The organism is Streptomyces sp. WMMC940 (genome assembly GCF_027460265.1).
GTDB lineage: Bacteria > Actinomycetota > Actinomycetes > Streptomycetales > Streptomycetaceae > Streptomyces.
In genome coordinates this window covers 6,040,061-6,059,632 of the sequence record NZ_JAPZBC010000001.1, presented here as the reverse complement: position 1 = coordinate 6,059,632, position 19,572 = coordinate 6,040,061, and the positions used below count along the sequence as shown (strand labels likewise).

The 19,572-nt window shown below is 71.6% G+C and carries 19 protein-coding genes; 11 read left to right on the top strand and 8 right to left on the bottom strand.

Annotated elements, in window-relative coordinates; genetic code table 11:
* Positions 1 to 114: 114 nt before the first annotated feature.
* The 3 genes from O7595_RS26665 to fabG all read right to left on the bottom strand — a co-directional run bounded on the left by O7595_RS26665 (position 115) and on the right by fabG (position 2,149).
* A complete protein-coding gene (locus O7595_RS26665) occupies positions 115 to 453 on the bottom strand; it encodes a hypothetical protein (protein WP_269731146.1) in 339 nt (112 codons plus the stop codon).
* A gap of 201 nt (positions 454 to 654) precedes the next feature.
* The gene (fabI, locus tag O7595_RS26660; RefSeq protein ID WP_269731145.1) at positions 655 to 1,425 is read right to left on the bottom strand and encodes an enoyl-ACP reductase FabI; all 771 of its coding nucleotides are present in this window, start codon (positions 1,423 to 1,425) and stop codon (positions 655 to 657) included.
* Positions 1,426 to 1,429: 4 nt separating this feature from the next.
* Entirely contained in the window at positions 1,430 to 2,149 is a 720-nt protein-coding gene (fabG, locus tag O7595_RS26655) for a 3-oxoacyl-[acyl-carrier-protein] reductase (RefSeq protein WP_269731144.1), read from the bottom strand.
* Between the two features lie 201 nt (positions 2,150 to 2,350).
* On the opposite strand from fabG, the gene O7595_RS26650 reads away from it, so the two are divergent.
* The 3 genes from O7595_RS26650 (at position 2,351) to tyrS (ending at position 6,614) form a co-directional block, all read left to right on the top strand.
* Complete coding sequence (locus tag O7595_RS26650) at positions 2,351 to 3,874, top strand: TldD/PmbA family protein (protein WP_269731143.1); 1,524 nt, start codon at positions 2,351 to 2,353, stop codon at positions 3,872 to 3,874.
* The gene (locus tag O7595_RS26645) at positions 3,871 to 5,262 is read left to right on the top strand and encodes a metallopeptidase TldD-related protein (RefSeq protein WP_269731142.1); all 1,392 of its coding nucleotides are present in this window, start codon (positions 3,871 to 3,873) and stop codon (positions 5,260 to 5,262) included. Before O7595_RS26650 ends, O7595_RS26645 begins: the two co-directional genes overlap by 4 nt.
* An 83-nt stretch (positions 5,263 to 5,345) precedes the next feature.
* On the top strand, positions 5,346 to 6,614 hold the full coding sequence (gene tyrS, locus O7595_RS26640) for a tyrosine--tRNA ligase (protein WP_269731141.1): 1,269 nt from the start codon (positions 5,346 to 5,348) through the stop codon (positions 6,612 to 6,614).
* A gap of 146 nt (positions 6,615 to 6,760) precedes the next feature.
* On the opposite strand, the gene O7595_RS26635 is transcribed toward tyrS, so the two are convergent.
* Positions 6,761 to 7,036 (bottom strand): GlsB/YeaQ/YmgE family stress response membrane protein, encoded by a 276-nt coding sequence (locus O7595_RS26635; RefSeq protein ID WP_269731140.1) that lies wholly within the window; start codon positions 7,034 to 7,036, stop codon positions 6,761 to 6,763.
* Positions 7,037 to 7,251: 215 nt separating this feature from the next.
* Between O7595_RS26635 and O7595_RS26630 the strand changes: the two genes are divergently transcribed.
* Together O7595_RS26630 and O7595_RS26625 are read left to right on the top strand one after the other, a co-directional pair.
* Positions 7,252 to 7,677 (top strand): DUF3099 domain-containing protein, encoded by a 426-nt coding sequence (locus O7595_RS26630; protein WP_269731139.1) that lies wholly within the window; start codon positions 7,252 to 7,254, stop codon positions 7,675 to 7,677.
* A gap of 202 nt (positions 7,678 to 7,879) precedes the next feature.
* Positions 7,880 to 8,140 carry a hypothetical protein gene (locus O7595_RS26625; RefSeq protein WP_269731138.1) on the top strand — a complete coding sequence of 87 codons (261 nt, stop codon included), beginning with the start codon at positions 7,880 to 7,882 and terminating at the stop codon, positions 8,138 to 8,140.
* Here the strand turns inward: O7595_RS26625 and moaA are convergent.
* The 3 genes from moaA to O7595_RS26610 form a co-directional block, all read right to left on the bottom strand.
* A complete protein-coding gene (gene moaA, locus O7595_RS26620; RefSeq protein ID WP_269731137.1) occupies positions 8,123 to 9,112 on the bottom strand; it encodes a GTP 3',8-cyclase MoaA in 990 nt (329 codons plus the stop codon). The two genes, O7595_RS26625 and moaA, sit on opposite strands and share 18 nt — an antisense overlap.
* Positions 9,113 to 9,326: 214 nt before the next feature.
* On the bottom strand, positions 9,327 to 10,961 hold the full coding sequence (locus O7595_RS26615) for a solute symporter family protein (protein ID WP_269731136.1): 1,635 nt from the start codon (positions 10,959 to 10,961) through the stop codon (positions 9,327 to 9,329).
* Positions 10,958 to 11,323: a DUF485 domain-containing protein gene (locus O7595_RS26610; protein ID WP_269731135.1), complete on the bottom strand. Its 366-nt coding sequence runs from the start codon at positions 11,321 to 11,323 to the stop codon at positions 10,958 to 10,960. Before O7595_RS26610 ends, O7595_RS26615 begins: the two co-directional genes overlap by 4 nt.
* 274 nt (positions 11,324 to 11,597) lie before the next feature.
* Here O7595_RS26610 and O7595_RS26605 point away from each other — a divergent pair, with 274 nt between their 5' ends.
* Positions 11,598 to 13,136 carry a S8 family peptidase gene (locus O7595_RS26605; protein ID WP_269731134.1) on the top strand — a complete coding sequence of 513 codons (1,539 nt, stop codon included), beginning with the start codon at positions 11,598 to 11,600 and terminating at the stop codon, positions 13,134 to 13,136.
* A 269-nt stretch (positions 13,137 to 13,405) separates the two neighbouring features.
* On the opposite strand, the gene O7595_RS26600 is transcribed toward O7595_RS26605, so the two are convergent.
* On the bottom strand, positions 13,406 to 14,077 hold the full coding sequence (locus tag O7595_RS26600) for a VIT1/CCC1 transporter family protein (protein WP_332328356.1): 672 nt from the start codon (positions 14,075 to 14,077) through the stop codon (positions 13,406 to 13,408).
* Positions 14,078 to 14,289: 212 nt separating this feature from the next.
* Here O7595_RS26600 and O7595_RS26595 point away from each other — a divergent pair, with 212 nt between their 5' ends.
* The 5 genes from O7595_RS26595 (at position 14,290) to O7595_RS26575 (ending at position 19,568) form a co-directional block, all read left to right on the top strand.
* Positions 14,290 to 14,916 (top strand): TetR/AcrR family transcriptional regulator, encoded by a 627-nt coding sequence (locus tag O7595_RS26595; RefSeq protein ID WP_269731132.1) that lies wholly within the window; start codon positions 14,290 to 14,292, stop codon positions 14,914 to 14,916.
* Between the two features lie 195 nt (positions 14,917 to 15,111).
* Complete coding sequence (locus O7595_RS26590; protein WP_269731131.1) at positions 15,112 to 16,095, top strand: DEDDh family exonuclease; 984 nt, start codon at positions 15,112 to 15,114, stop codon at positions 16,093 to 16,095.
* A gap of 197 nt (positions 16,096 to 16,292) precedes the next feature.
* Positions 16,293 to 16,526, top strand: coding sequence for a hypothetical protein (locus tag O7595_RS26585; RefSeq protein ID WP_017948874.1), 234 nt, complete (start codon positions 16,293 to 16,295; stop codon positions 16,524 to 16,526).
* A gap of 113 nt (positions 16,527 to 16,639) precedes the next feature.
* Positions 16,640 to 17,491, top strand: coding sequence for an SURF1 family cytochrome oxidase biogenesis protein (locus tag O7595_RS26580; protein ID WP_269731130.1), 852 nt, complete (start codon positions 16,640 to 16,642; stop codon positions 17,489 to 17,491).
* Between the two features lie 280 nt (positions 17,492 to 17,771).
* The gene (locus tag O7595_RS26575; protein ID WP_269731129.1) at positions 17,772 to 19,568 is read left to right on the top strand and encodes a glycoside hydrolase family 15 protein; all 1,797 of its coding nucleotides are present in this window, start codon (positions 17,772 to 17,774) and stop codon (positions 19,566 to 19,568) included.
* The last annotated feature ends 4 nt before the right edge of the window (positions 19,569 to 19,572 follow it).

Below are 19,572 nucleotides of genomic sequence, written 5' to 3'. Positions count from 1 at the left end.
GCCGGTCGCCCGGCCCCGGAGCGGAGCGCGAAGCCGGTCGCCCGGCCCGTCGGCCTCCGCCTCGGACGCACCCGGAGGCCCTCGGACGCACCGGACGCCGCCGCCCCGGACGCGTCAACGCCGCAGATGGCTCACCCACACGCTGCGGATCTCCTTCCAGCAGCGTTCACTGAGTGTGGCGCGGCCGGTGGGGCCGAGGTCGACGGGCGCGCTGTCCGCGTCCACGTCCCACCAGCGTTCGCACTCGACGTGGAGTTGCACCCGGTCGGTGTCCAGGTACGGATTGTGGCAGTGGGCCGTGGCCCTGGAGCCTTCGACGTAGACGCTGCAGGCGGCCCCGAAGGGCCGGGGCGCGGGCTCCCCCGGCGGCTCGGAGACGGCCGCCGTGGAGGCGGGCCACACCAGGACCCCGAGCACCCCGAGCACGGACGCGGATCGCCACGACGTACGCACAACCAGGACCTCCTCGGCCGTACTGCGACTCGCGCCGCTGCTGCACCACAAGGGAGGGATTGCCACTCCAGGGTCCCCCGGCCGGAGGCAGGCCCGCCCGCTGCGTTGACCCGAACGGGCGACGCCCCGGCCTCCCGCGCACAGCGGGTGACCGGGGCATCGAAGGCGACCAGGTGACGGCCGTCCGTGGATGACGCTGCGTTACGCACCCATCATGTGCACGCCACCGTCGACGTGGATGATCTCGCCCGTGGTCTTCGGGAACCAGTCGGACAGCAGGGCGACGATGCCGCGGCCGGCGGGGTCCGGGTCGGACATGTCCCACTCCAGCGGGGAGCGGTGGTTCCACACGTCCGCGAGGTCGCTGAAACCCGGGATGGACTTCGCGGCCATCGAACCGAGCGGGCCCGCCGAGATCAGGTTGCAGCGGACGTTCTGCTTGCCCAGGTCGCGGGCGACGTAGCGGGAGGTGGCTTCCAGCGCCGCCTTCGCCGGACCCATCCAGTCGTACTGCGGCCACGCGAACTGGGCGTCGAAGGTCAGACCGACCACCGAGGCACCCTCCTGCGGGAAGAGCGGCAGGCAGGCCATGGTCAGCGACTTCAGCGAGAACGCCGAGACGTGCATCGCGGTCGCGACCGACTCGAACGGCGTGTTCAGGAAGTTGCCGCCGAGCGCGTCCTGCGGGGCGAAGCCGATGGAGTGGACGACTCCGTCCAGACCGCCGAGCTCGTCGCGCACGACCTGCTCCAGACGCCCGAGGTGCTCCTCGTTGGTGACGTCGAGCTCGATGACCTTGGTGGGCTTCGGGAGCTTCCTGGCGATGCGCTCGGTCAGGGTGGGCCGCGGGAAGGCCGTCAGGATGATCTCCGCACCCTGCTCCTGGGCCAGCTTCGCGGCGTGGAAGGCGATGGAGGACTCCATCAGCACACCGGTGATGAGGATGCGCTTGCCGGCGAGGATTCCACTCATGTGATCAGTGACCCATGCCCAATCCGCCGTCAACCGGGATGACGGCTCCAGTGATGTACGAGGCGTCGTCGGAGGCGAGGAACCTCACGGCGGCGGCGATCTCCTCCGGCTGCGCGTAACGGCCGAGCGGGACCTGCGAGACGATGCCCGCGCGCTGCTCGTCGTTGAGCACCTTGGTCATGTCGGTGTCGACGAAGCCGGGCGCGACGACGTTGAAGGTGATGTTCCGCGAACCCAGCTCGCGGGCGAGGGACCGGGCGAAGCCCACCAGTCCGGCCTTGGAGGCGGCGTAGTTGGCCTGGCCGGCCGAGCCGAGCAGGCCGACCACGGACGAGATCAGGACGACGCGGCCCTTCTTGGCGCGGAGCATGCCGCGGTTGGCGCGCTTGACGACGCGGAAGGTGCCGGTGAGGTTGGTGTCGAGGACGGTGACGAAGTCCTCCTCGGACATCCGCATCAGCAGCTGGTCCTTGGTGACGCCGGCGTTCGCGACGAGCACCTCCACCGGACCGTGCTTGTCCTCGATCTCCTTGTAGGCCTGCTCCACCTGTTCGGCGTCGGTGATGTCGCAGCGGACGGGCAGGCAGCCCAGCTCCACCAGCTCCGCCGGCGGCTCACCCGACCGGTACGTGATCGCGACCTTGTCTCCGGCCTCGGCGAAAGCGCGGGCGATGGCGAGGCCGATGCCCCGGTTTCCTCCGGTGACGAGAACCGAGCGGCTCAACGGATCACCCTTTCCATAGCGGTCTGACACTGCGAAAACCTATCGGTACAGCCCCTTGTGCAGGGGATCGACCCCTGACAGTGGCGTCACGGATGCACTGTCGGGTCCCTACAGAAAGCGGTAGGCAGGGGGCATCCGGGCGCGACATGATCGGGGCGACCGGTCCTGTGCCGACGGGTCCCACCATGACAGGAGACATTCGTGGCTCATTCCATCGACGAAGCCTTCACGGCGTTGCCGCTGCGGGCGCTCGCCGACGCGGCGCTCGCTCGGGCGCGCGCGCTCGGCGCCGCGCACGCCGACTTCCGGCTGGAGCGCGTGCGCAGTGCCGCATGGCGGCTGCGGGACGCGAAGCCGGCGGGCTCGTCCGACACCACCGATCTGGGGTACGCGGTGCGGGTCGTGCACGGCGGGGCCTGGGGGTTCGCGTCCGGGGTCGATCTGACCATGGACGGTGCCGCCAGGGTGGCGGGCCAGGCCGTGGCGATGGCGAAGCTGTCGGCGAAGGTGATCGCGGCCGCCGGCTCCGACGAGCGGGTCGAGCTGGCCGACGAGCCGGTGCACGCGGACCGCACCTGGATCTCCTCGTACGAGACCGACCCGTTCGCCGTCCCGGACGAGGACAAGTCCGCGCTGCTCGCGGACTGGAGCGCGCGGCTGCTGCGGGCGGACGGCGTGGCGCACGTGGACGCCTCGCTCCTGACCGTGCACGAGAACAAGTTCTACGCGGACACCGCGGGCACGGTGACCACTCAGCAGCGGGTCCGGCTGCATCCGCAGCTCACCGCGGTCGCCGTGGACGAGACCACCGGCGAGTTCGACTCCATGCGCACCATCGCGCCGCCGGTGGGCCGCGGCTGGGAGTACCTGACGGGCACCGGCTGGGACTGGGACTCCGAGCTGGAGGAGATCCCGGAACTGCTGGCCGCCAAGATGCGCGCGCCCAGCGTCGAGGCGGGGACGTACGACCTGGTCGTGGATCCGTCGAACCTGTGGCTGACGATCCACGAGTCGATCGGGCACGCCACCGAGCTGGACCGGGCGCTGGGCTACGAGGCCGCGTACGCGGGCACGTCCTTCGCCACCTTCGACAAGCTCGGGAAGCTGCGATACGGCTCGCCGGTGATGAACGTGACCGGGGACCGGACCGCGGAGCACGGGCTGGCGACGGTCGGGTACGACGACGAGGGCGTGCAGGCGCAGAGCTGGGACCTGGTGAAGGACGGCACGCTCGTCGGCTACCAGCTCGACCGCCGGATCGCCCGCCTCACGGGCCTCGGCCGCTCCAACGGCTGTGCCTTCGCCGACTCGCCGTCGCACGTCCCGGTGCAGCGGATGGCGAACGTGTCCCTACGCCCCGAACCGGGCGGACTCTCCACCGAGGACCTGATCGGCGGGGTGGAGCGCGGCATCTACGTCGTCGGGGACCGGTCCTGGTCGATCGACATGCAGCGGTACAACTTCCAGTTCACCGGGCAGCGCTTCTACCGTATCGAGAACGGCCGGCTGACCGGGCAGCTGCGCGATGTCGCCTACCAGGCGACGACGACCGATTTCTGGGGGTCGCTGGAGAAGGTCGGGGGCCCGCAGACGTATGTCCTGGGAGGCGCCTTCAACTGCGGCAAGGCCCAGCCGGGCCAGGTCGCGGCCGTCTCGCACGGCTGCCCGTCCGCGCTGTTCCGCGGCGTCAACATCTTGAACACCACCCAGGAGGCCGGTCGATGAGCCCCGTCAGCAAGCCGCACGAGATCGTCGAGCGTGCCCTCGAACTGTCCACCGCCGACGGCTGCGTCGTCATCGCCGACGAGCACTCGTCGGCCAATCTCCGCTGGGCCGGGAACACCCTCACCACGAACGGCGTGACCCGGGGCCGTACGCTCACCGTGATCGCGACCGTCGACGGGGCGCAGGGCACCGCGTCGGGAGTGGTGTCCCGGTCGGCCGTGACGGCCGCGGACCTGGAGCCGCTGGTGCGGGCGGCCGAGGCGGCCGCCCGGGCCGCGGGTCCCGCCGAGGACGCGCAGCCGCTGGTGAGCGACGTCCCGGCGGCGGGCGACTTCACCGACGCCCCGGCGGAGACCTCCTCGGCCGTCTTCGCCGACTTCGCGCCCGCGCTGGGTGAGTCCTTCGCCCGCGCCCGCGCGGGCGGACGTGAGCTGTACGGCTTCGCCAACCACGAGCTGACCTCGACGTACCTCGGCACGTCGACGGGGGTGCGACTGCGTCACGACCAGCCCAACGGGACGCTGGAACTCAACGCCAAGTCGCCGGACCGCAGCCGCTCGGCCTGGGCGGGACGCTCGACCCGGGACTTCAAGGACGTCGACCCGGCGGCCCTGGACGCCGAGCTGGCGACCCGACTGGGCTGGGCGGAGCGCCGGATCGAACTGCCCGCGGGCCGCTACGAGACGCTGCTGCCGCCGACGGCCGTCGCGGACCTCCTGATCTACCAGCTGTGGTCCTCCTCGGGCCGGGACGCCGTCGAGGGCCGCACGGTCTTCTCCAAGCCCGGCGGCGGCACCCGCATCGGCGAGCGGCTGTCCGAGCTGCCGCTCACGCTCCGCAGCGACCCCGACGAGCCGGGGCTCGAGTGCGCTCCGTTCGTGATCGCGCACTCCTCCGGCGGCGACGCGTCGGTGTTCGACAACGGCCTGGCGATGCCCTCGACCGAGTGGGTGCGGCAAGGCGCGCTGGAGCGGCTGATCACCACCCGGCACAGTGCGGGGCTGACCGGACTGCCGGTCTCCCCCGCCGCCGACAACCTGATCATGGACGCGGGCGGCGAGAAGTCGCTGGAGGAGATGGTCGCGTCGACCGGGCGGGGGCTGCTGCTGACCTGCCTGTGGTACATCCGGGAGGTCGACCCGGCCACGCTGCTGCTGACCGGGCTGACCAGGGACGGCGTCTATCTCGTGGAGAACGGCGAGGTCACCGGGGAGGTGAACAACTTCCGCTTCAACGAGTCGCCGGTCGACCTGCTGTCGCGGGCCCAGGAGGCCGGACGGACGGAGAAGACGCTGCCGCGGGAGTGGAGCGACTGGTTCACCAGGGCGGCCATGCCGGCGCTGCGCGTGCCGGACTTCAACATGAGCTCCGTCAGCCAGGGCGTCTGAGCCTTCGGGCGAAGCCATAGACTGCTGGATGCCCCTCGGGGCGGCCATCACCTTCTTTCCACTGTTCGAGGAGAACCGGAACCGTGACGGACATCGTCGACGAGCTGAAGTGGCGCGGGCTGTTCGCCCTGTCCACCGACGAGGACGCTTTGCGCAAGGCGCTCGCGGACGGTCCCGTCACGTTCTATTGCGGTTTCGACCCGACCGCGCCCAGCCTGCACGTCGGTCATCTGGTGCAGGCGCTCACCATGCGCCGGCTCCAGCAGGCGGGACACCGCCCGCTGGCGCTGGTCGGCGGGGCGACGGGCCAGATCGGCGACCCCAAGCCGACGGCCGAGCGCACCCTGAACGACCCGGAGACCGTCGCGGCCTGGGTGGAGCGGGTCCGCGCCCAGATCGAGCCGTTCCTGTCGTTCGAGGGCGAGAACGCGGCGGTCATGGTCAACAACCTTGACTGGACGGCGGGCATGTCCGCCATCGAGTTCCTCCGGGACATCGGCAAGCACTTCCGCGTCAACAAGATGCTGACCAAGGACTCGGTCGCCCGCCGGCTCGAGTCCGACCAGGGCATCAGCTACACCGAGTTCAGCTACCAGCTGCTGCAGGGCATGGACTTCCTGGAGCTGTACCGCCGCCACGGCTGCACCCTGCAGCAGGGCGGCAGCGACCAGTGGGGCAACCTGACCGCAGGTCTGGACCTGATCCACCGCCTGGAGCCGCACGCGAGCGTGCACGCGCTCGCCACACCGCTGATGACCAAGGCGGACGGCACCAAGTTCGGCAAGACCGAGGGCGGCGCGGTCTGGCTCGACCCGGAGATGACGACGCCGTACGCGTTCTACCAGTTCTGGCTGAACGTGGACGACCGCGACGTCTCCGGGTACATGCGGATCCTGAGCTTCCGGAGCCGTGAGGAACTGGAGGAGTTGGAGAAGCTCACCGAGGAGCGGCCGCAGGCCCGCGCCGCGCAGCGTGCGCTGGCCGAGGAGCTGACGACGCTGGTGCACGGCGCCGACCAGTGCGCCGCCGTCATCGCCGCGTCGAAGGCGCTGTTCGGCCAGGGCGAGCTCGGGGACCTGGACGCGGCGACCCTGGCGGCGGCGCTGTCCGAGCTGCCGCAGGCCCGGGTGCCGGAGCCGGCTCCGGTGGCTGACCTCTTCGCGGAGGTGGGGCTGGTGGCGAGCAAGTCGGCCGCCCGTCGCACCATCAAGGAGGGCGGCGCCTACGTGAACAACGTGAAGGTGGCCACGGAGGACGCGGTCCCGGCCGCGGGCGAGCTGCTGCACGGCCGCTGGCTGGTGCTCCGGCGCGGCAAGAAGAACCTGGCCGCGGTGGAGGTCACGGGCGGCTGAGCCGGTGCCTGCGCCCCCGGGCACGGCATCACACGGCGGTGCACAGGGCGGCGGCCGGGCGGGTTCCCTCCCGCCCGGCCGCCGTACCGCCCGGGTCCGCGTCGCTCTCGCGCTCGCAGGATTCCGGCCGCGGCGCGGGCGGCGCCTCAGGCCACCTTCTTCCTGCCGCGGACGGCGATGTACAGCATGTCGCCCACGGCGACGACGACCAGGGCGGCGATGATCTGCAGGGCGTGACGGCCCCAGTCGATACCCGGGGTCGCCCCGATGCCGAAGGCTCCCGCGAGGGCGTTGCCGACGATGCCGCCGATGATGCCGAAGATCGTGATCAGCCAGAGCGGACTGTGCTGCTTCCCCGGCAGGATCGCCTTGGCGATCAGCCCCAGCACGAATCCGACGATGATCGCCCACAACCAGCCCATCGCTGCCTCCCGCTTTCGGATCGACGTAAGCAGTTACGGACAGTTTCGAGGTATCCGCCATACAGCGCATGTCGGACAGCGGTGCACCGGGTGCGCGATGCCGCCTCGGGCCCGACACCGGGGCCCCGGTCTCGAATGCGGCAGAGCCGCGGCGTACCGTGGAGACAGGTTCGCACCGGGGAGGGCCCGGTGCGGCGGCTGAGCGGCGGAACGACATGCGGAAGCACAAGGAGACCGAGGTCTTCCGGATCACCGGCGCCCGTCAGGGGCTTGCCGAGGACGTGCGCGGCCGCCAGCGCCGGTATGTGATCTCCATGTCGGTCCGCACCCTCGCGGTGATCCTTGCCGCGGTCCTGTGGAACGTCGAGCGCCATGTGGCGATCGTGGCGCTGGTGCTGGGTGCGGTCCTGCCCTACATCGCCGTGGTGATCGCCAACGCGGGCCGTGAGAGCGCCCCGAAGCCGCTCGCCACCTTCGTACCGGCACCTACGAGGCCCGCGCTCGAGAGCGGGACGCCGGCGCCCCGGCCGGCGCCGGAGGACGCGGCGCACACCGGGGGCGCGGTGTGGGCGGAGCAGGCGGAGGGCGATGCGGAAGACCATGCGGAGGACGCTACGGAGCGGAAGTCCCGGCAGGGCTGAACCCCGGTTCGGCGAGGCCGGCGGCAGGCGCCTCGGCAAGCTCAGGAAAAGCTCAGATCAATCATGAAGTTCCGGTGCACCACGGCCCGTTCCGCGTGACATACTGCCAGTGCGCTCCGCATCCCCCGTCGGAGCGACGGACCGACGCCGGGCAGCTCCCCCCGTGGCTGCTCGGCGTCGCCTCGTTGTGGAGAATGATCCGGTGAGTACTGACCCGGTGAGCGCCGAAGTCCCCGTCTGCTCCGCGAAGGGCTGCCGAGCCGCCGCGGTGTGGGTACTGGCCTGGAACAACCCGAAGCTGCACACTCCGGAGCGCCGCAAGACGTGGCTGGCCTGCGAGGAGCACCGCGAGCACCTGTCCGGCTTCCTCGGGTTGCGTGGCTTCCTGAAGGACGTCGTGACACTCGACGAGTGGGAGAGCCCGGCATCCGGCGACGGACGGGGCTCAGCCGCCGATCGCTGACATGGGGCGCTGCGGCTGGAGGAACTCCGGGTCGTCCAGGCCCGATCCCGCCTTCTTCCCCCACATCGCGAGCTTCCAGATCCGGGCGATCTCCTCGTCCGGCGCGCCGGAGCGCAGCGCGCCGCGCAGATCGGTCTCCTCGCGGGCGAACAGACAGGTGCGGACCTGCCCGTCGGCGGTCAGACGGGTGCGGTCGCAGGCTCTGCAGAAGGGCCGGGTGACGGAGGCGATGACCCCGACGCGGTGCGGGCCGCCGTCCACGAGCCAGCGCTCCGCGGGCGCGGAGCCACGGGCCTGATCGCCCTCGGGAGTGAGCTCGAAACGGGTACGCAGGGACTGCAGGATGTCACCCGCGGTGATCATCCCGTCGCGCTTCCAGCCGTGCTGGGCGTCCAGCGGCATCTGCTCGATGAAGCGCAGCTCGTAGGCGTGCTCGACGGCCCAGGCGAGCAGTTCGGGGGCCTCGTCGTCGTTGAGTCCCGGCATCAGCACCGTGTTGACCTTCACGGGGGTCAGTCCGGCCTCGCGTGCGGCCTCCAGACCCTCGACGACGTCGTGGTGGCGGTCGCGGCGGGTGAGGGTCTTGAAGACGTCGGGACGGAGCGTGTCCAGCGAGACGTTGACCCGGTCCAGCCCGGCGGCCTTCAGGGCCGTCGCGGTGCGCTTCAGCCCTATGCCGTTCGTGGTCAGCGAGAGCTTGGGGCGGGGCTCCAGCGCGGCGCAGCGCTCCACGATCCCGACGAGGCCGGGCCGCAGCAGCGGCTCGCCGCCGGTGAAACGGACCTCGGTGATCCCGAGCCGCGTCACGGCGACGCGGACGAGCCGGACGATCTCGTCGTCGGTGAGCAGGGTGGTCTTGGACAGCCACTGCAGGCCCTCTTCCGGCATGCAGTACGAACACCGGAGGTTGCACCGGTCGGTGAGCGAGACCCGCAGGTCGGTGGCCACACGGCCGTAGGTGTCGATGAGCACTGTCGGCCCCCTCCCCGTGTTCGGAAGTCTTACTGGCACTCGTCTCGTGAGTGAGGAACTCGTCCTACGGGCGAGCCTACGCGAGACCTCCGACAACGGCAGGGGCCGTTTGCCACGAGGTACGGCGCGGCCGCGTCGTAGGACCCTACGACGCGGCCGCGTACGGGCGCATGACGTTCTCCTCCTCGGCGGACGCCGGCGCCCGTGAGGTTCCTCAGTGGGCGCCGACGCCCGTGAGGGACTTGACCTCCAGCTCCGCGTACTTGCCCCGGTCCGGCTCCTCCCCGGACAGCAGGGAGCCGATCCAGCCGAGCAGGAAGCCCAGCGGGATGGAGACGAGTCCGGGGTTCTCCAGCGGGAACCAGGCGAAGTCCACCGAGGGGAACATGGACGAGGGCTTGCCGGAGACGACCGGGGAGAACAGCACGAGCACCACCGACGAGACCAGACCGCCGTAGATGGACCACAGGGCGCCCGAGGTCGTGAACCTCTTCCAGAACAGGCTGTAGAGGATCGTCGGCAGGTTCGCGGATGCGGCGACGGCGAAGGCGAGCGCCACCAGCCCCGCGACGTTCAGATCGCGGGCCATGGCCCCCAGCCCGATGGAGACGACGCCGATGAGGACGGTCGCCCAGCGGGCCGCGCGGACCTCCTCCTTCTCGGTGGCCTGGCCCTTGCGGATGACGTTGGCGTAGATGTCGTGCGCGAACGACGAGGAGGAGGCCAGCGTGAGCCCGGCGACGACGGCGAGGATGGTGGCGAACGCGACCGCCGAGATCACGGCCAGCAGGACCGCGCCGCCGGCGGAGTCCGCGCCGCCGATGTGCAGGGCGAGCAGCGGTGCCGCGGTGTTTCCGGCCTTGTTGGAGGCCGTGATCTCCTCCGGGCCGACCAGGGCGGCCGCGCCGAAGCCCAGCGCGATCGTCATCAGGTAGAACGCGCCGATGATGCCGATGGCCCAGATGACCGACTTACGGGCGGCCCTTGCGGTGGGCACGGTGTAGAAGCGGATCAGGATGTGCGGCAGACCGGCGGTGCCGAGCACCAGGGCGATGCCGAGTGACAGGAAGTCCAGCTTGGAGGTGCCGGTGGCGCCGTACTTGAGGCCCGGCTCCAGGAAGGCCGCGCCCTTGCCGCTCTGCGCGGCCGCGGTGCCGAGCAGGTCGGAGATGTTGAAGTTGAACTTCCACAGCACCAGGAAGGTGATGAGCAGGGTGCCCGCGATCAGCAGGACGGCCTTGACCATCTGCACCCAGGTGGTGCCCTTCATCCCGCCGATGGTGACGTACAGGATCATCAGCACGCCGACGAGGCCGACGATGGCGATCTTCCCGGCGTCACTGGTGATGCCGAGCAGCAGCGAGACGAGCACGCCGGCGCCGGCCATCTGGGCGAGCAGGTAGAAGATCGAGACGACGATCGTGGACGTGCCGGCGGCGGTGCGCACCGGCCGCTGCCGCATCCGGTACGCGAGGACGTCGCCCATGGTGAACCGGCCCGAGTTGCGCAGCGGTTCGGCGACGAGCAGCAGGGCGACCAGCCAGGCGACGAGGAAGCCGATGGAGTAGAGGAAGCCGTCGTACCCGAAGAGGGCGATGGCGCCGGCGATGCCGAGGAAGGACGCGGCGGACATGTAGTCGCCGGAGATGGCGAGTCCGTTCTGGAAGCCCGTGAACTGGCGTCCGCCGGCGTAGAAGTCGGCGGCGTCCTTGGTCTGCCGGCCGGCCCAGACGGTGATGAAGAGCGTCGCGACGACGAAGGCCGCGAACAGGGTGATGATCAGCGGGCGGTGCTCGCCGGCGTCGCTCGCCGCCGCGAGCCGGACGGCCTGGAGTGTCGTGCTGCTCATGCGTCGGCCTCCATACGGGACTTGAGCGCATCCGCCCTGGGGTCGAGCTTCTCGGCCGCGTGCCGCGCGTAGAACCAGGCGATGAGGAAGGTGGTGGCGAATTGGGCGAGGCCGAGGGCGAAGGCCACGTTGACGTTGCCGAAGAGCCGGGTGCCCATGAAGTCGCCCGCGTAGTTGGACAGCAGGACGTACAGCAGGTACCAGGCGATGAAGGCGACGGTCAGGGGGAAGGCGAAGGAGCGGTAGGTGCGGCGCAGTTCGGCGAACTCCGCGCTCGCCTGCACCTCGACGAACGCTTCGGTCGTGGGCTGGGCGGGACCGAGGTCCTGGCCCCCGGCGGGCGGCGGTGCATCGGTGGTCACGGACTCTCCTCGCGCCGCGGGAGCGGCAGACATGGACGGACGGGGTCTGGTACGGGGAGCGGGGCGGCTCGCCCCTTCCTCTGACAACGGCACGGCGCACACCGCGGAGCGGTTCACCTCCGGGCGCATTCGCGCTCGCTTTTCCGCCCGATTCTCGGAACCGGGTTCCCGAAGTCGTTGATGCGCCAGGATGATCGGCGATAGCTTCACTCGTCATGTACCCGCCCATACGCACGGGGTGTCTGGGCGGCCAACCGGATGATGTGGAGATCCCATGGCTCATCTGCGACCCAGACGGACGCGCGCGATAGCACTGCCCGCGGGTCTGGCGCTCACGGCCTCGCTCGGATTCCTGCCCGCGGGCGCGGCGACCGCCGCCCCCGCCGACGACACGCCCGCCGCCGTCTCGACCAACGGCCCGAAGCTGTCGTACGTCGTCAATGTGGACGGCGGCCGATCGGCCGTCGCCAAGGTGAAGCGGGCGATCGCGAGGGCCGGCGGCACGGTGGTGATCGCCTACGACCGGATCGGCGTCGTCGTCGTCCATTCGCAGAACCCTGACTTCGCCAAGCAGATCCGCACGGTGAAGGGCGTCGCCTCGGCGGGCGCCACGCGCACCAACCCGCTGGTCCCCCAGCGGGACGACGCCATCGAGGCGGAACAGCCCCTGACCGCCGCGCAGGCGAAGGCGGCCGCGGCCAGGGCGACGGACGAGCAGGACCCGCTGGAGCCCCTGCAGTGGGACCTGCCCGCCATCAAGGCCGACAAGGCCCACCAGCGCTCGCTGGGCAGCAGCAAGGTCACGGTCGCCGTCCTGGACTCGGGTGTCGACGACACCCACCCGGACATCGCGCCGAACTTCGACCGCCGGGCCTCCGCGAACTGCGTGAGCGGCGTACCGGTCACGGAGAACGACGCATGGCGTCCGGCGGCGGACGAGAGCGACCACGGGATGCACGTGGCGGGCACCATCGCCGCCGCGAAGAACGGCTTCGGCGTCACCGGCGTCGCGCCCGGCGTGAAGGTGTCCAGCCTGAAGGTGGCGAACCCGGACGGGTTCTTCTACACCGAGGCGGTCCTCTGCGGCTTCATGTGGGCCGCGGACCACGGTGCCGACGTGACCAACAACAGCTACTACGTCGACCCGTGGCTCTACAACTGCAAGGCCGACGATGACCAGAAGGCCCTGGTCGAGACCCTCACCCGGGCCACCAGGTACGCGGAGCGCAAGGGCGTGGTGAACGTCGCCTCGGCCGGCAACTCGCGGACCGACCTCGCCTCCGACGCGGTCACCGACACCACGAGCCCGAACGACACCACGCCGGTCTCACGGGTCGTCAACCCGCGCGAGTGCCCGGACATCCCGGCCATGCTGCCGGGTGTGGTCACGGTGTCGGCGACCGGGGCCAAGGGGCTCAAGTCGTCCTACTCCAACTACGGCAACGGGATCGTGGACATCGCGGCACCGGGCGGCGACTCCACCGCCCTCCAGCCGCCGGAGGCCCCCGCCACCAGCGGGCTGATCCTCTCGACCACGTTCAGGGGCGGCCACACCTGGAACTACAAGGCGGGCACGTCCATGGCGTCCCCGCACGTCGCGGGTGTCGTCGCGCTGATCAAGTCGAAGCACCCGAGGCTGTCGGCGGCCGGGGTGAAGGCGCTCCTGTACGCACAGGCCGACGACCGTCCGTGCACCAACCCGTACGACATCAACGGCGACGGCACGGTCGACGCGGTGTGCGAGGGCGGCAAGAGCAAGAACGGCTTCTACGGAGCCGGCATGGCGGACGCGCTGGACGCGGTGCGCTGGTAGCCGGTCGCGTCGGCCGGTAGGCGGTTCGCCGTCCGCCGGGCGGCCGTGGGCACGGACGAGGGGCCCGGGCGTGGTGGGAATCACGCCCGGGCCCTTGGCATGGGCGGCCGGACGGCGGCTGCAGGACCCGGCTGACGCAGTGTCACCGGACGGGCCGGCCCGGAGCGTCCCGGGCGGGCGCCGGGCGGCCTGCGCGGGCCCCTGTCGGCTCAGGGTTGCGCGCGGACGTGCGGCGCGGCGGCGTCACCTCCGCTGCCCGGACGGTGGCGTCAGATCCCCGCGGCCCCCAGCAGCGAGCCCGCCGCGTACGTGACCCCCATCGCCAGCGCGCCCCCGCACACGTTGCGCACCATCGCCCGCCCGGCCGGTGCCGCGCCGAGGCGGGCGCTCCACCAGCCGGTGAAGGCGAGGGCGAGCAGCACCGACACGACCGTCACCGGCAGCCGGGCGGTGGACGACGGCAGGACGATGGCCAGCAGGGGCAGCAGGGCGCCGACGGTGAAGGCCAGGAAGCTGGCGCCGGCCGCGTGCCAGGGGTTGGCGAGCTCGTCGGGGTTGATGCCGAGCTCGACCCGGGCGTGGGCGCGGAGCGCGTCGCGTGCGGTGAGCTGCTCCGCCGCCGCGCGGGCGACCTCGCGGGAGAGGCCGCGGGCCACCAGCAGGGCGGTCAGTTCGTCGAGTTCGGCCGCGGGCTGTTCGCTGAGCTCCAGCCTCTCTAGGGCCAGCGCCGCCTTCTCCGAGTCGCGCTGGGTCGAGACCGAGACGTACTCGCCCGCGGCCATCGACATGGATCCGGCGAGCAGTCCGGCGAGTCCGGCGGTCAGCAGCGCCGCGCGGGCGCTCGTCGCACCGGCCACGCCGACCACGAGGCCCGCGGTCGACACGATGCCGTCGTTGGCTCCGAGGACCGCGGCGCGGAGCCAGTTGAGACGGGTGCCCATGGACGTGCCGTGGGGCTCGTGGTGGGGTGTCGGTTGCGTCACGCCAGGGAGGGTCTCACCCGCGCGGCCGCTGACACAGCCGCCACACGGCACCGGGGACGGGGCCGGGGCACGGGATGCCGCACGGCCACGCCTGTAACGTGGTTACACCGAGTACCGATGGAGATCAAGGAGGCTTCTCCACAACGGAGTCGACCGGAGATAGGGGTTTCATGTCACGTACCGTACTGACCCGCGAGCAGGTGCTGGAGGCGGCGGACGACCTCGTGAAACAGCACGGTCCCGACGCACTCACCATGCGGGGGCTCGCCGCCCGGCTCGGTACGGCCGTGACGTCCATCTACTGGCACATCGGCAATCGCGAGTCGCTGCTCGACGCGCTCGTGGACCGGACGGTGGAGGAGATGGGGGCGATACAGCCGACCGGCCGCACCCCGGCCACCCGGATCGTCTCGGTCGCCCGCCGGCTGCGGGACGAACTGCACGCCCGGCCCCATCTGATCGCCATGGTCCATGAACGCGGCCTGACGGAGCGGGTGTTCCTGCCCGCGCAACGCGCGCTCGTCCGCGAGGTGCACACCGCCGGACTGCGGGGAGCGCGGGCCGCCGAGGCGGTCCGCGCGGTGCAGTTCCAGGTGGTCGGCTTCGTCCTGGTCGAGTGCGCGCGCGAGCTGGCGCCCGCGGAGACACCCGTGCGGGGGCGGCCGGGGAAGACCGTGAGCGCGAGGAAGGACCCGGCCCTGGCGCGTGCGCTGGCGCGCCCCGCGGACCCGGAGCGGCTGTTCGCCGCGTCCCTGCGGGCACTGGTCAAGTCCCTGCTGGCCCAGGGGAACACCTGAGGCCCGAGCGGGCCGCGCACCGCCTCGTCAGGGAATTCCGGACGTATCCGGCAAGATCCGCACCAGTCGGTCGTGGTGAATTCCACCGCTCCCGTGCGGGCCTGACGGGGCCCCAGGCGTGCGCCCCGCCGGCGGTCACCGGGCCCCGGCGCACACGGGCCGGAGCCTCCGTGTCAGTGGCGGCCCGTAAGCTCTGTGACCATGCTCGACGACCGTACGACAGCAGCAGCGTGGCCGGCCGCGTATCCGCAGGGGTACGCGGTCGTCGACGTGGAGACCACCGGACTCGCCCGTGACGACCGGATAGTGTCGGCTGCCGTCTACCGCCTGGACGCACAGGGAAACGTCGAGGACCACTGGTACTCCCTGGTCAACCCCGAGCGGGATCCCGGTCCGGTGTGGATCCACGGACTGACGAGCGACATGCTGGAGGGCGCGCCCCTCTTCGGGGACATCGCCCAGGAATTCGCGCACCGGCTGGACGGCCGGGTGCTCGTCGCGCACAACGCCGTCTTCGACTGGTCCATGATCGCCAGGGAGTACGCGCGGGCGGAGCACGTCGCACCCGTGCGCCAGCGGCTGTGCACGATCGCGCTGTCCAAGGAACTGTCACTGCCCCTGCCCAACCACAAGCTGGAGTCGCTCGCGGCGCATTTCGGCGTCGTCCAGCGCCATGCGCACAACGCCCTGGACGACGCGCGGGTGCTGGCGGAGGCGTTCCGGCCGAGTCTGCACACGGCCGCCGAGCGGGGAGTGCGGCTGCCGGTGCTGGAGTGCCGTCCGCTCACGGAGTGGTCCACGGCACCCTCCGCGCCGCGGATCGGCCGTCAGGCGTCGAGGTCCTCGTACCGGCCGAACGGCTGGCGCCCGTCACGCAAGCGACCGGCGTGCCCTTACCCGAATCCGGGGCGCTACGTGGCGGACAAACCGCTCATACAGGGCATGCGGGTGGCCTTCTCGGGAGACACCTCGGTCGAGCGGGAACTGCTGGAGGACCGTGCCGTCGAGGCCGGCCTCCATGTCGCGACGAGCGTCTCCCGGCTGACGAGCCTCCTGGTGACCAATGACCCGGAGGCCCCCACGTCGAAGACGGTCCGGGCGAGGTCGTACGGGACGCCGATCATCGACGAGGCCGCGTTCACCCAGCTCCTCAGGGACGTCGCGCCGGCCGAGGGGTGACGCCCCGCCGGCGGCCCTCGGCCCGCCGGACCCCTCGCGCGGGCGGACTCCATGGGCACGGGCCCGGGCTGCCCGCCACCGTCCGGGCCCGCGCGCCGGTCGGGTGCGCCCCGGCGCGTGCGCCGGTCGGGTGCAGCCGCCCCGACCCGCCCGGAGGGACCTTGCTCCGGTCCGCCGCCCTCCGGACCATGCGGCGCATGGCACGTTGCGAGGTCTGCGGAAACGACTACGGCATGTCCTTCGAGGTGCACGCGCAGGGCGCGGTGCACGTCTTCGACTGCTTCTCCTGCGCCATCCACCGGATGGCCCCCATCTGCGAGCACTGCAGGGTCCAGATCATCGGCCAGGGCGTCGAGGTCCAGGGCCACTGGTACTGCGGCGGGCACTGCGCCCGCGCCGAGGGGAGGACGGGCATCGTCGACAAGGTGTGACCCCGCCGGCTTCCCGGCGCCCGCCCCGCTCCCCTCCTCCCTGCCGGCACGTTCCCGGGCCACGCCCGGACCCTGCCGCCGGACACCCCACGACCGAGTTGTACGGTCGTGGGGTGTACCGCTTCCTGTTGTCCCGGCAGTGGGTGATCCTCACCCTCGTCAGCCTCGTCCTCATTCCGGTGATGGTCGAGCTGGGCTACTGGCAGCTGCACCGGCACGAGCGCCGCGTCGCCCAGAACGAGCTGATCGCGGACAACCTCGCCGCACGGCCGGTGCCCGTCACCGAGCTGACCTCCCCGGGGCACACCGTCCCGCGCGCGGACTACTGGCGGCACGCCACGGCCACGGGCACGTACGACACCGCCCACGAGGTCGTCGTGCGCCGCCGCACCGACAACGACGAGCGGGTCGGGGTGCACGTCCTCACCCCGCTGGTCCTCGCCGACGGCCGTGCCGTCCTGGTCAACCGGGGCTGGGTCCCCGCGGCGGCCGACCAGACCGCCTACCCCGCCGTCCCACCCGCGCCGAAGGGCGAGGTCACCGTCACGGGCCGGCTCATGGCGGACGAGACCACCGACGCGAGCGGGATCAAGGACCTCAGCGGGCTGCCGCCGCGTCAGATCATGCTGATCGACAGCGAGCAGCAGGCCAGGAGCCTGGGGCGGCCGGTGCTCGGCGGCTACCTGCAGCAGACCGCCCCCGAGCCGGCCGGCGGCACCCCCGAGCTGATCGCGGATCCCGACCACGACTCCATCGGCGCGCACATGGCGTACGCGGTCCAGTGGTGGCTGTTCGCGGCCGGTGTCCCGGTGGGCTGGGTGGTCCTCGTGCGCCGCGAGAAGCGCGACCGGTCCGCGGCTGCCGCAGAACCGGCCACCGAACCGGCCGCCCAACCGGCCACCGAACCGGCCACCGGACCGGCCGCCGAGGAAACGCCCGCGACGGCGGGCGCGCCGACGAGCTGAGCGGCCGGGCCCGCCCCGGTGACGCGGCCGTGCTCACGGGAGCGTACCGGCGTGGACGACGGGCCGGGCAGGCACGGGCAGGGCCCCGTCCCGGGGAAGGCCCCCGTCCAACGGCCCCGGGGTCGAGGGCTCACGGCCCATCGCACCGAGGCGGCGGAGTCGTGGCCCACCGCCCTGAACCCCCGAGCGCCGCCCGGACGTTCGCCGCCCCGCGAAGGTCGTCTCCCGCGTGGCCGACGCAACCGCTTAGGCGGCCGCCGGCGAGGGAAAACGGCATGTCGTGACCCAACGCATCGAGGACTACGCCCTGATCGGCGATCTGCAGACCGCGGGGCTGGTGGGCAGGGACGGCTCGGTCGACTGGCTGTGCCTGCCGCGCTTCGACTCAGGGGCCTGCTTCGCGGCACTGCTAGGCGACGACGACAACGGCCACTGGCGGCTCGCGCCCAAGGGCGCCGGGAACTGCACCCGCCGCCGCTACGTCCCGGGCACGCTCGTCCTCGAGTCGTTCTGGGAGACGCGGACCGGCACGGTCAAGGTCACCGACTTCATGCCGCAGCGCGACAAGGCCCCCGACGTCGTCCGGATCGTGGAGGGCGTCAGCGGCAGCGTAGAGATGGCCGCGACCCTGCGGCTGCGCTTCGACTACGGCTCGGTCGTCCCGTGGATGCGGAGGACGAACGACCACCGGGTCGCGGTCGCCGGCCCCGACTCCGTGTGGCTGCGGCTCGAGAACCCCGACTCCGTGCCGGTGAAGACCTGGGGCCAGCAGTTCAGCACGGTCTCGTCGTTCACCGTCGGCGCCGGCCAGAGCCTGGCGTTCGTCCTCACCTGGCACCCCTCGCACGAGCCCGCTCCCCGACTCGTCGATCCCTTCCACGCGCTGAGCGCGAGCGTGCACGACTGGCAGGAGTGGTCGGCGCGGTGCGGCTACGAGGGACCGTACCGGGAGGCCGTGGTCCGCTCGCTGATCACTCTGAAGGCGCTGACGTACGCTCCGACGGGCGGGATCGTCGCCGCCCCCACGACCTCCCTCCCCGAGGACCCCGGCGGCGTGCGGAACTGGGACTACCGCTACTGCTGGCTGCGCGACTCCACCCTGACGCTCGGCGCGCTCCTCTCCACCGGCTACGTCGACGAGGCCGCTGCCTGGCGGGACTGGCTGGTGCGCGCGGTGGCGGGTGACCCCTCGGGGCTGCAGATCATGTACGGGGTGGCAGGGGAGCGCAGGCTGCCGGAGACGGAACTGCCCTGGCTGCGCGGTTACGAGGGCTCCGCGCCGGTACGGATCGGCAACGGCGCCGTCGACCAGCTCCAGCTCGACGTCTACGGCGAGGTCATGGATGCGCTGCGGCTCGGTCGCGAGGCCGGTCTTGAGTCCCCGCCGCACGCCTGGAACCTCCAACTGAGTCTGCTGGGCTTCCTGGAGTCGACGTGGCGGGAGCCCGACGAGGGCCTGTGGGAAGTGCGCGGGCCACGGCGCCACTTCGTGTTCTCCAAGGTGATGGCGTGGGTGGCGGCCGACCGCGCCGTACGGACGCTGGAGGACGACCCCGGGTTGCCCGGTGACGTGACCCGGTGGCGGGCGATGCGGGACGCGGTGCACCGGGAGGTGTGCGACAGGGGGTTCGACGCGGAACGGAACACCTTCACCCAGTACTACGGTTCGGACGAGCTGGACGCCTCGGCGCTGCTCATCCCCCGGGTGGGCTTCCTCCCGCCGGACGACCCGAGGGTCGTGGGCACGGTCGACGCGGTGCGGGCCGGGCTGGGCCGGAACGGGCTGATCAACCGCTACAGCACCAAGGGGCCGTCCGTCGACGGGCTGCCCGGCCGTGAAGGAACGTTCCTCGTCTGCTCGTTCTGGATGGTCGACGCCCTCCGTGCGACCGGGCGGGTCGAGGAGGCCAAGGACCTCTTCGAGCGTTTGCTGGAACTGCGCAGCGACATCGGCCTGCTGGCGGAGGAGTACGACCCGGTGGCGCGGCGGCAGCTCGGGAACTTCCCGCAGGCGTTCAGCCATGTGGGACTGGTGGGCTCCGCCCTGGCCCTCGCCGCGCGCGGCGCGGCAGGATAGAGCC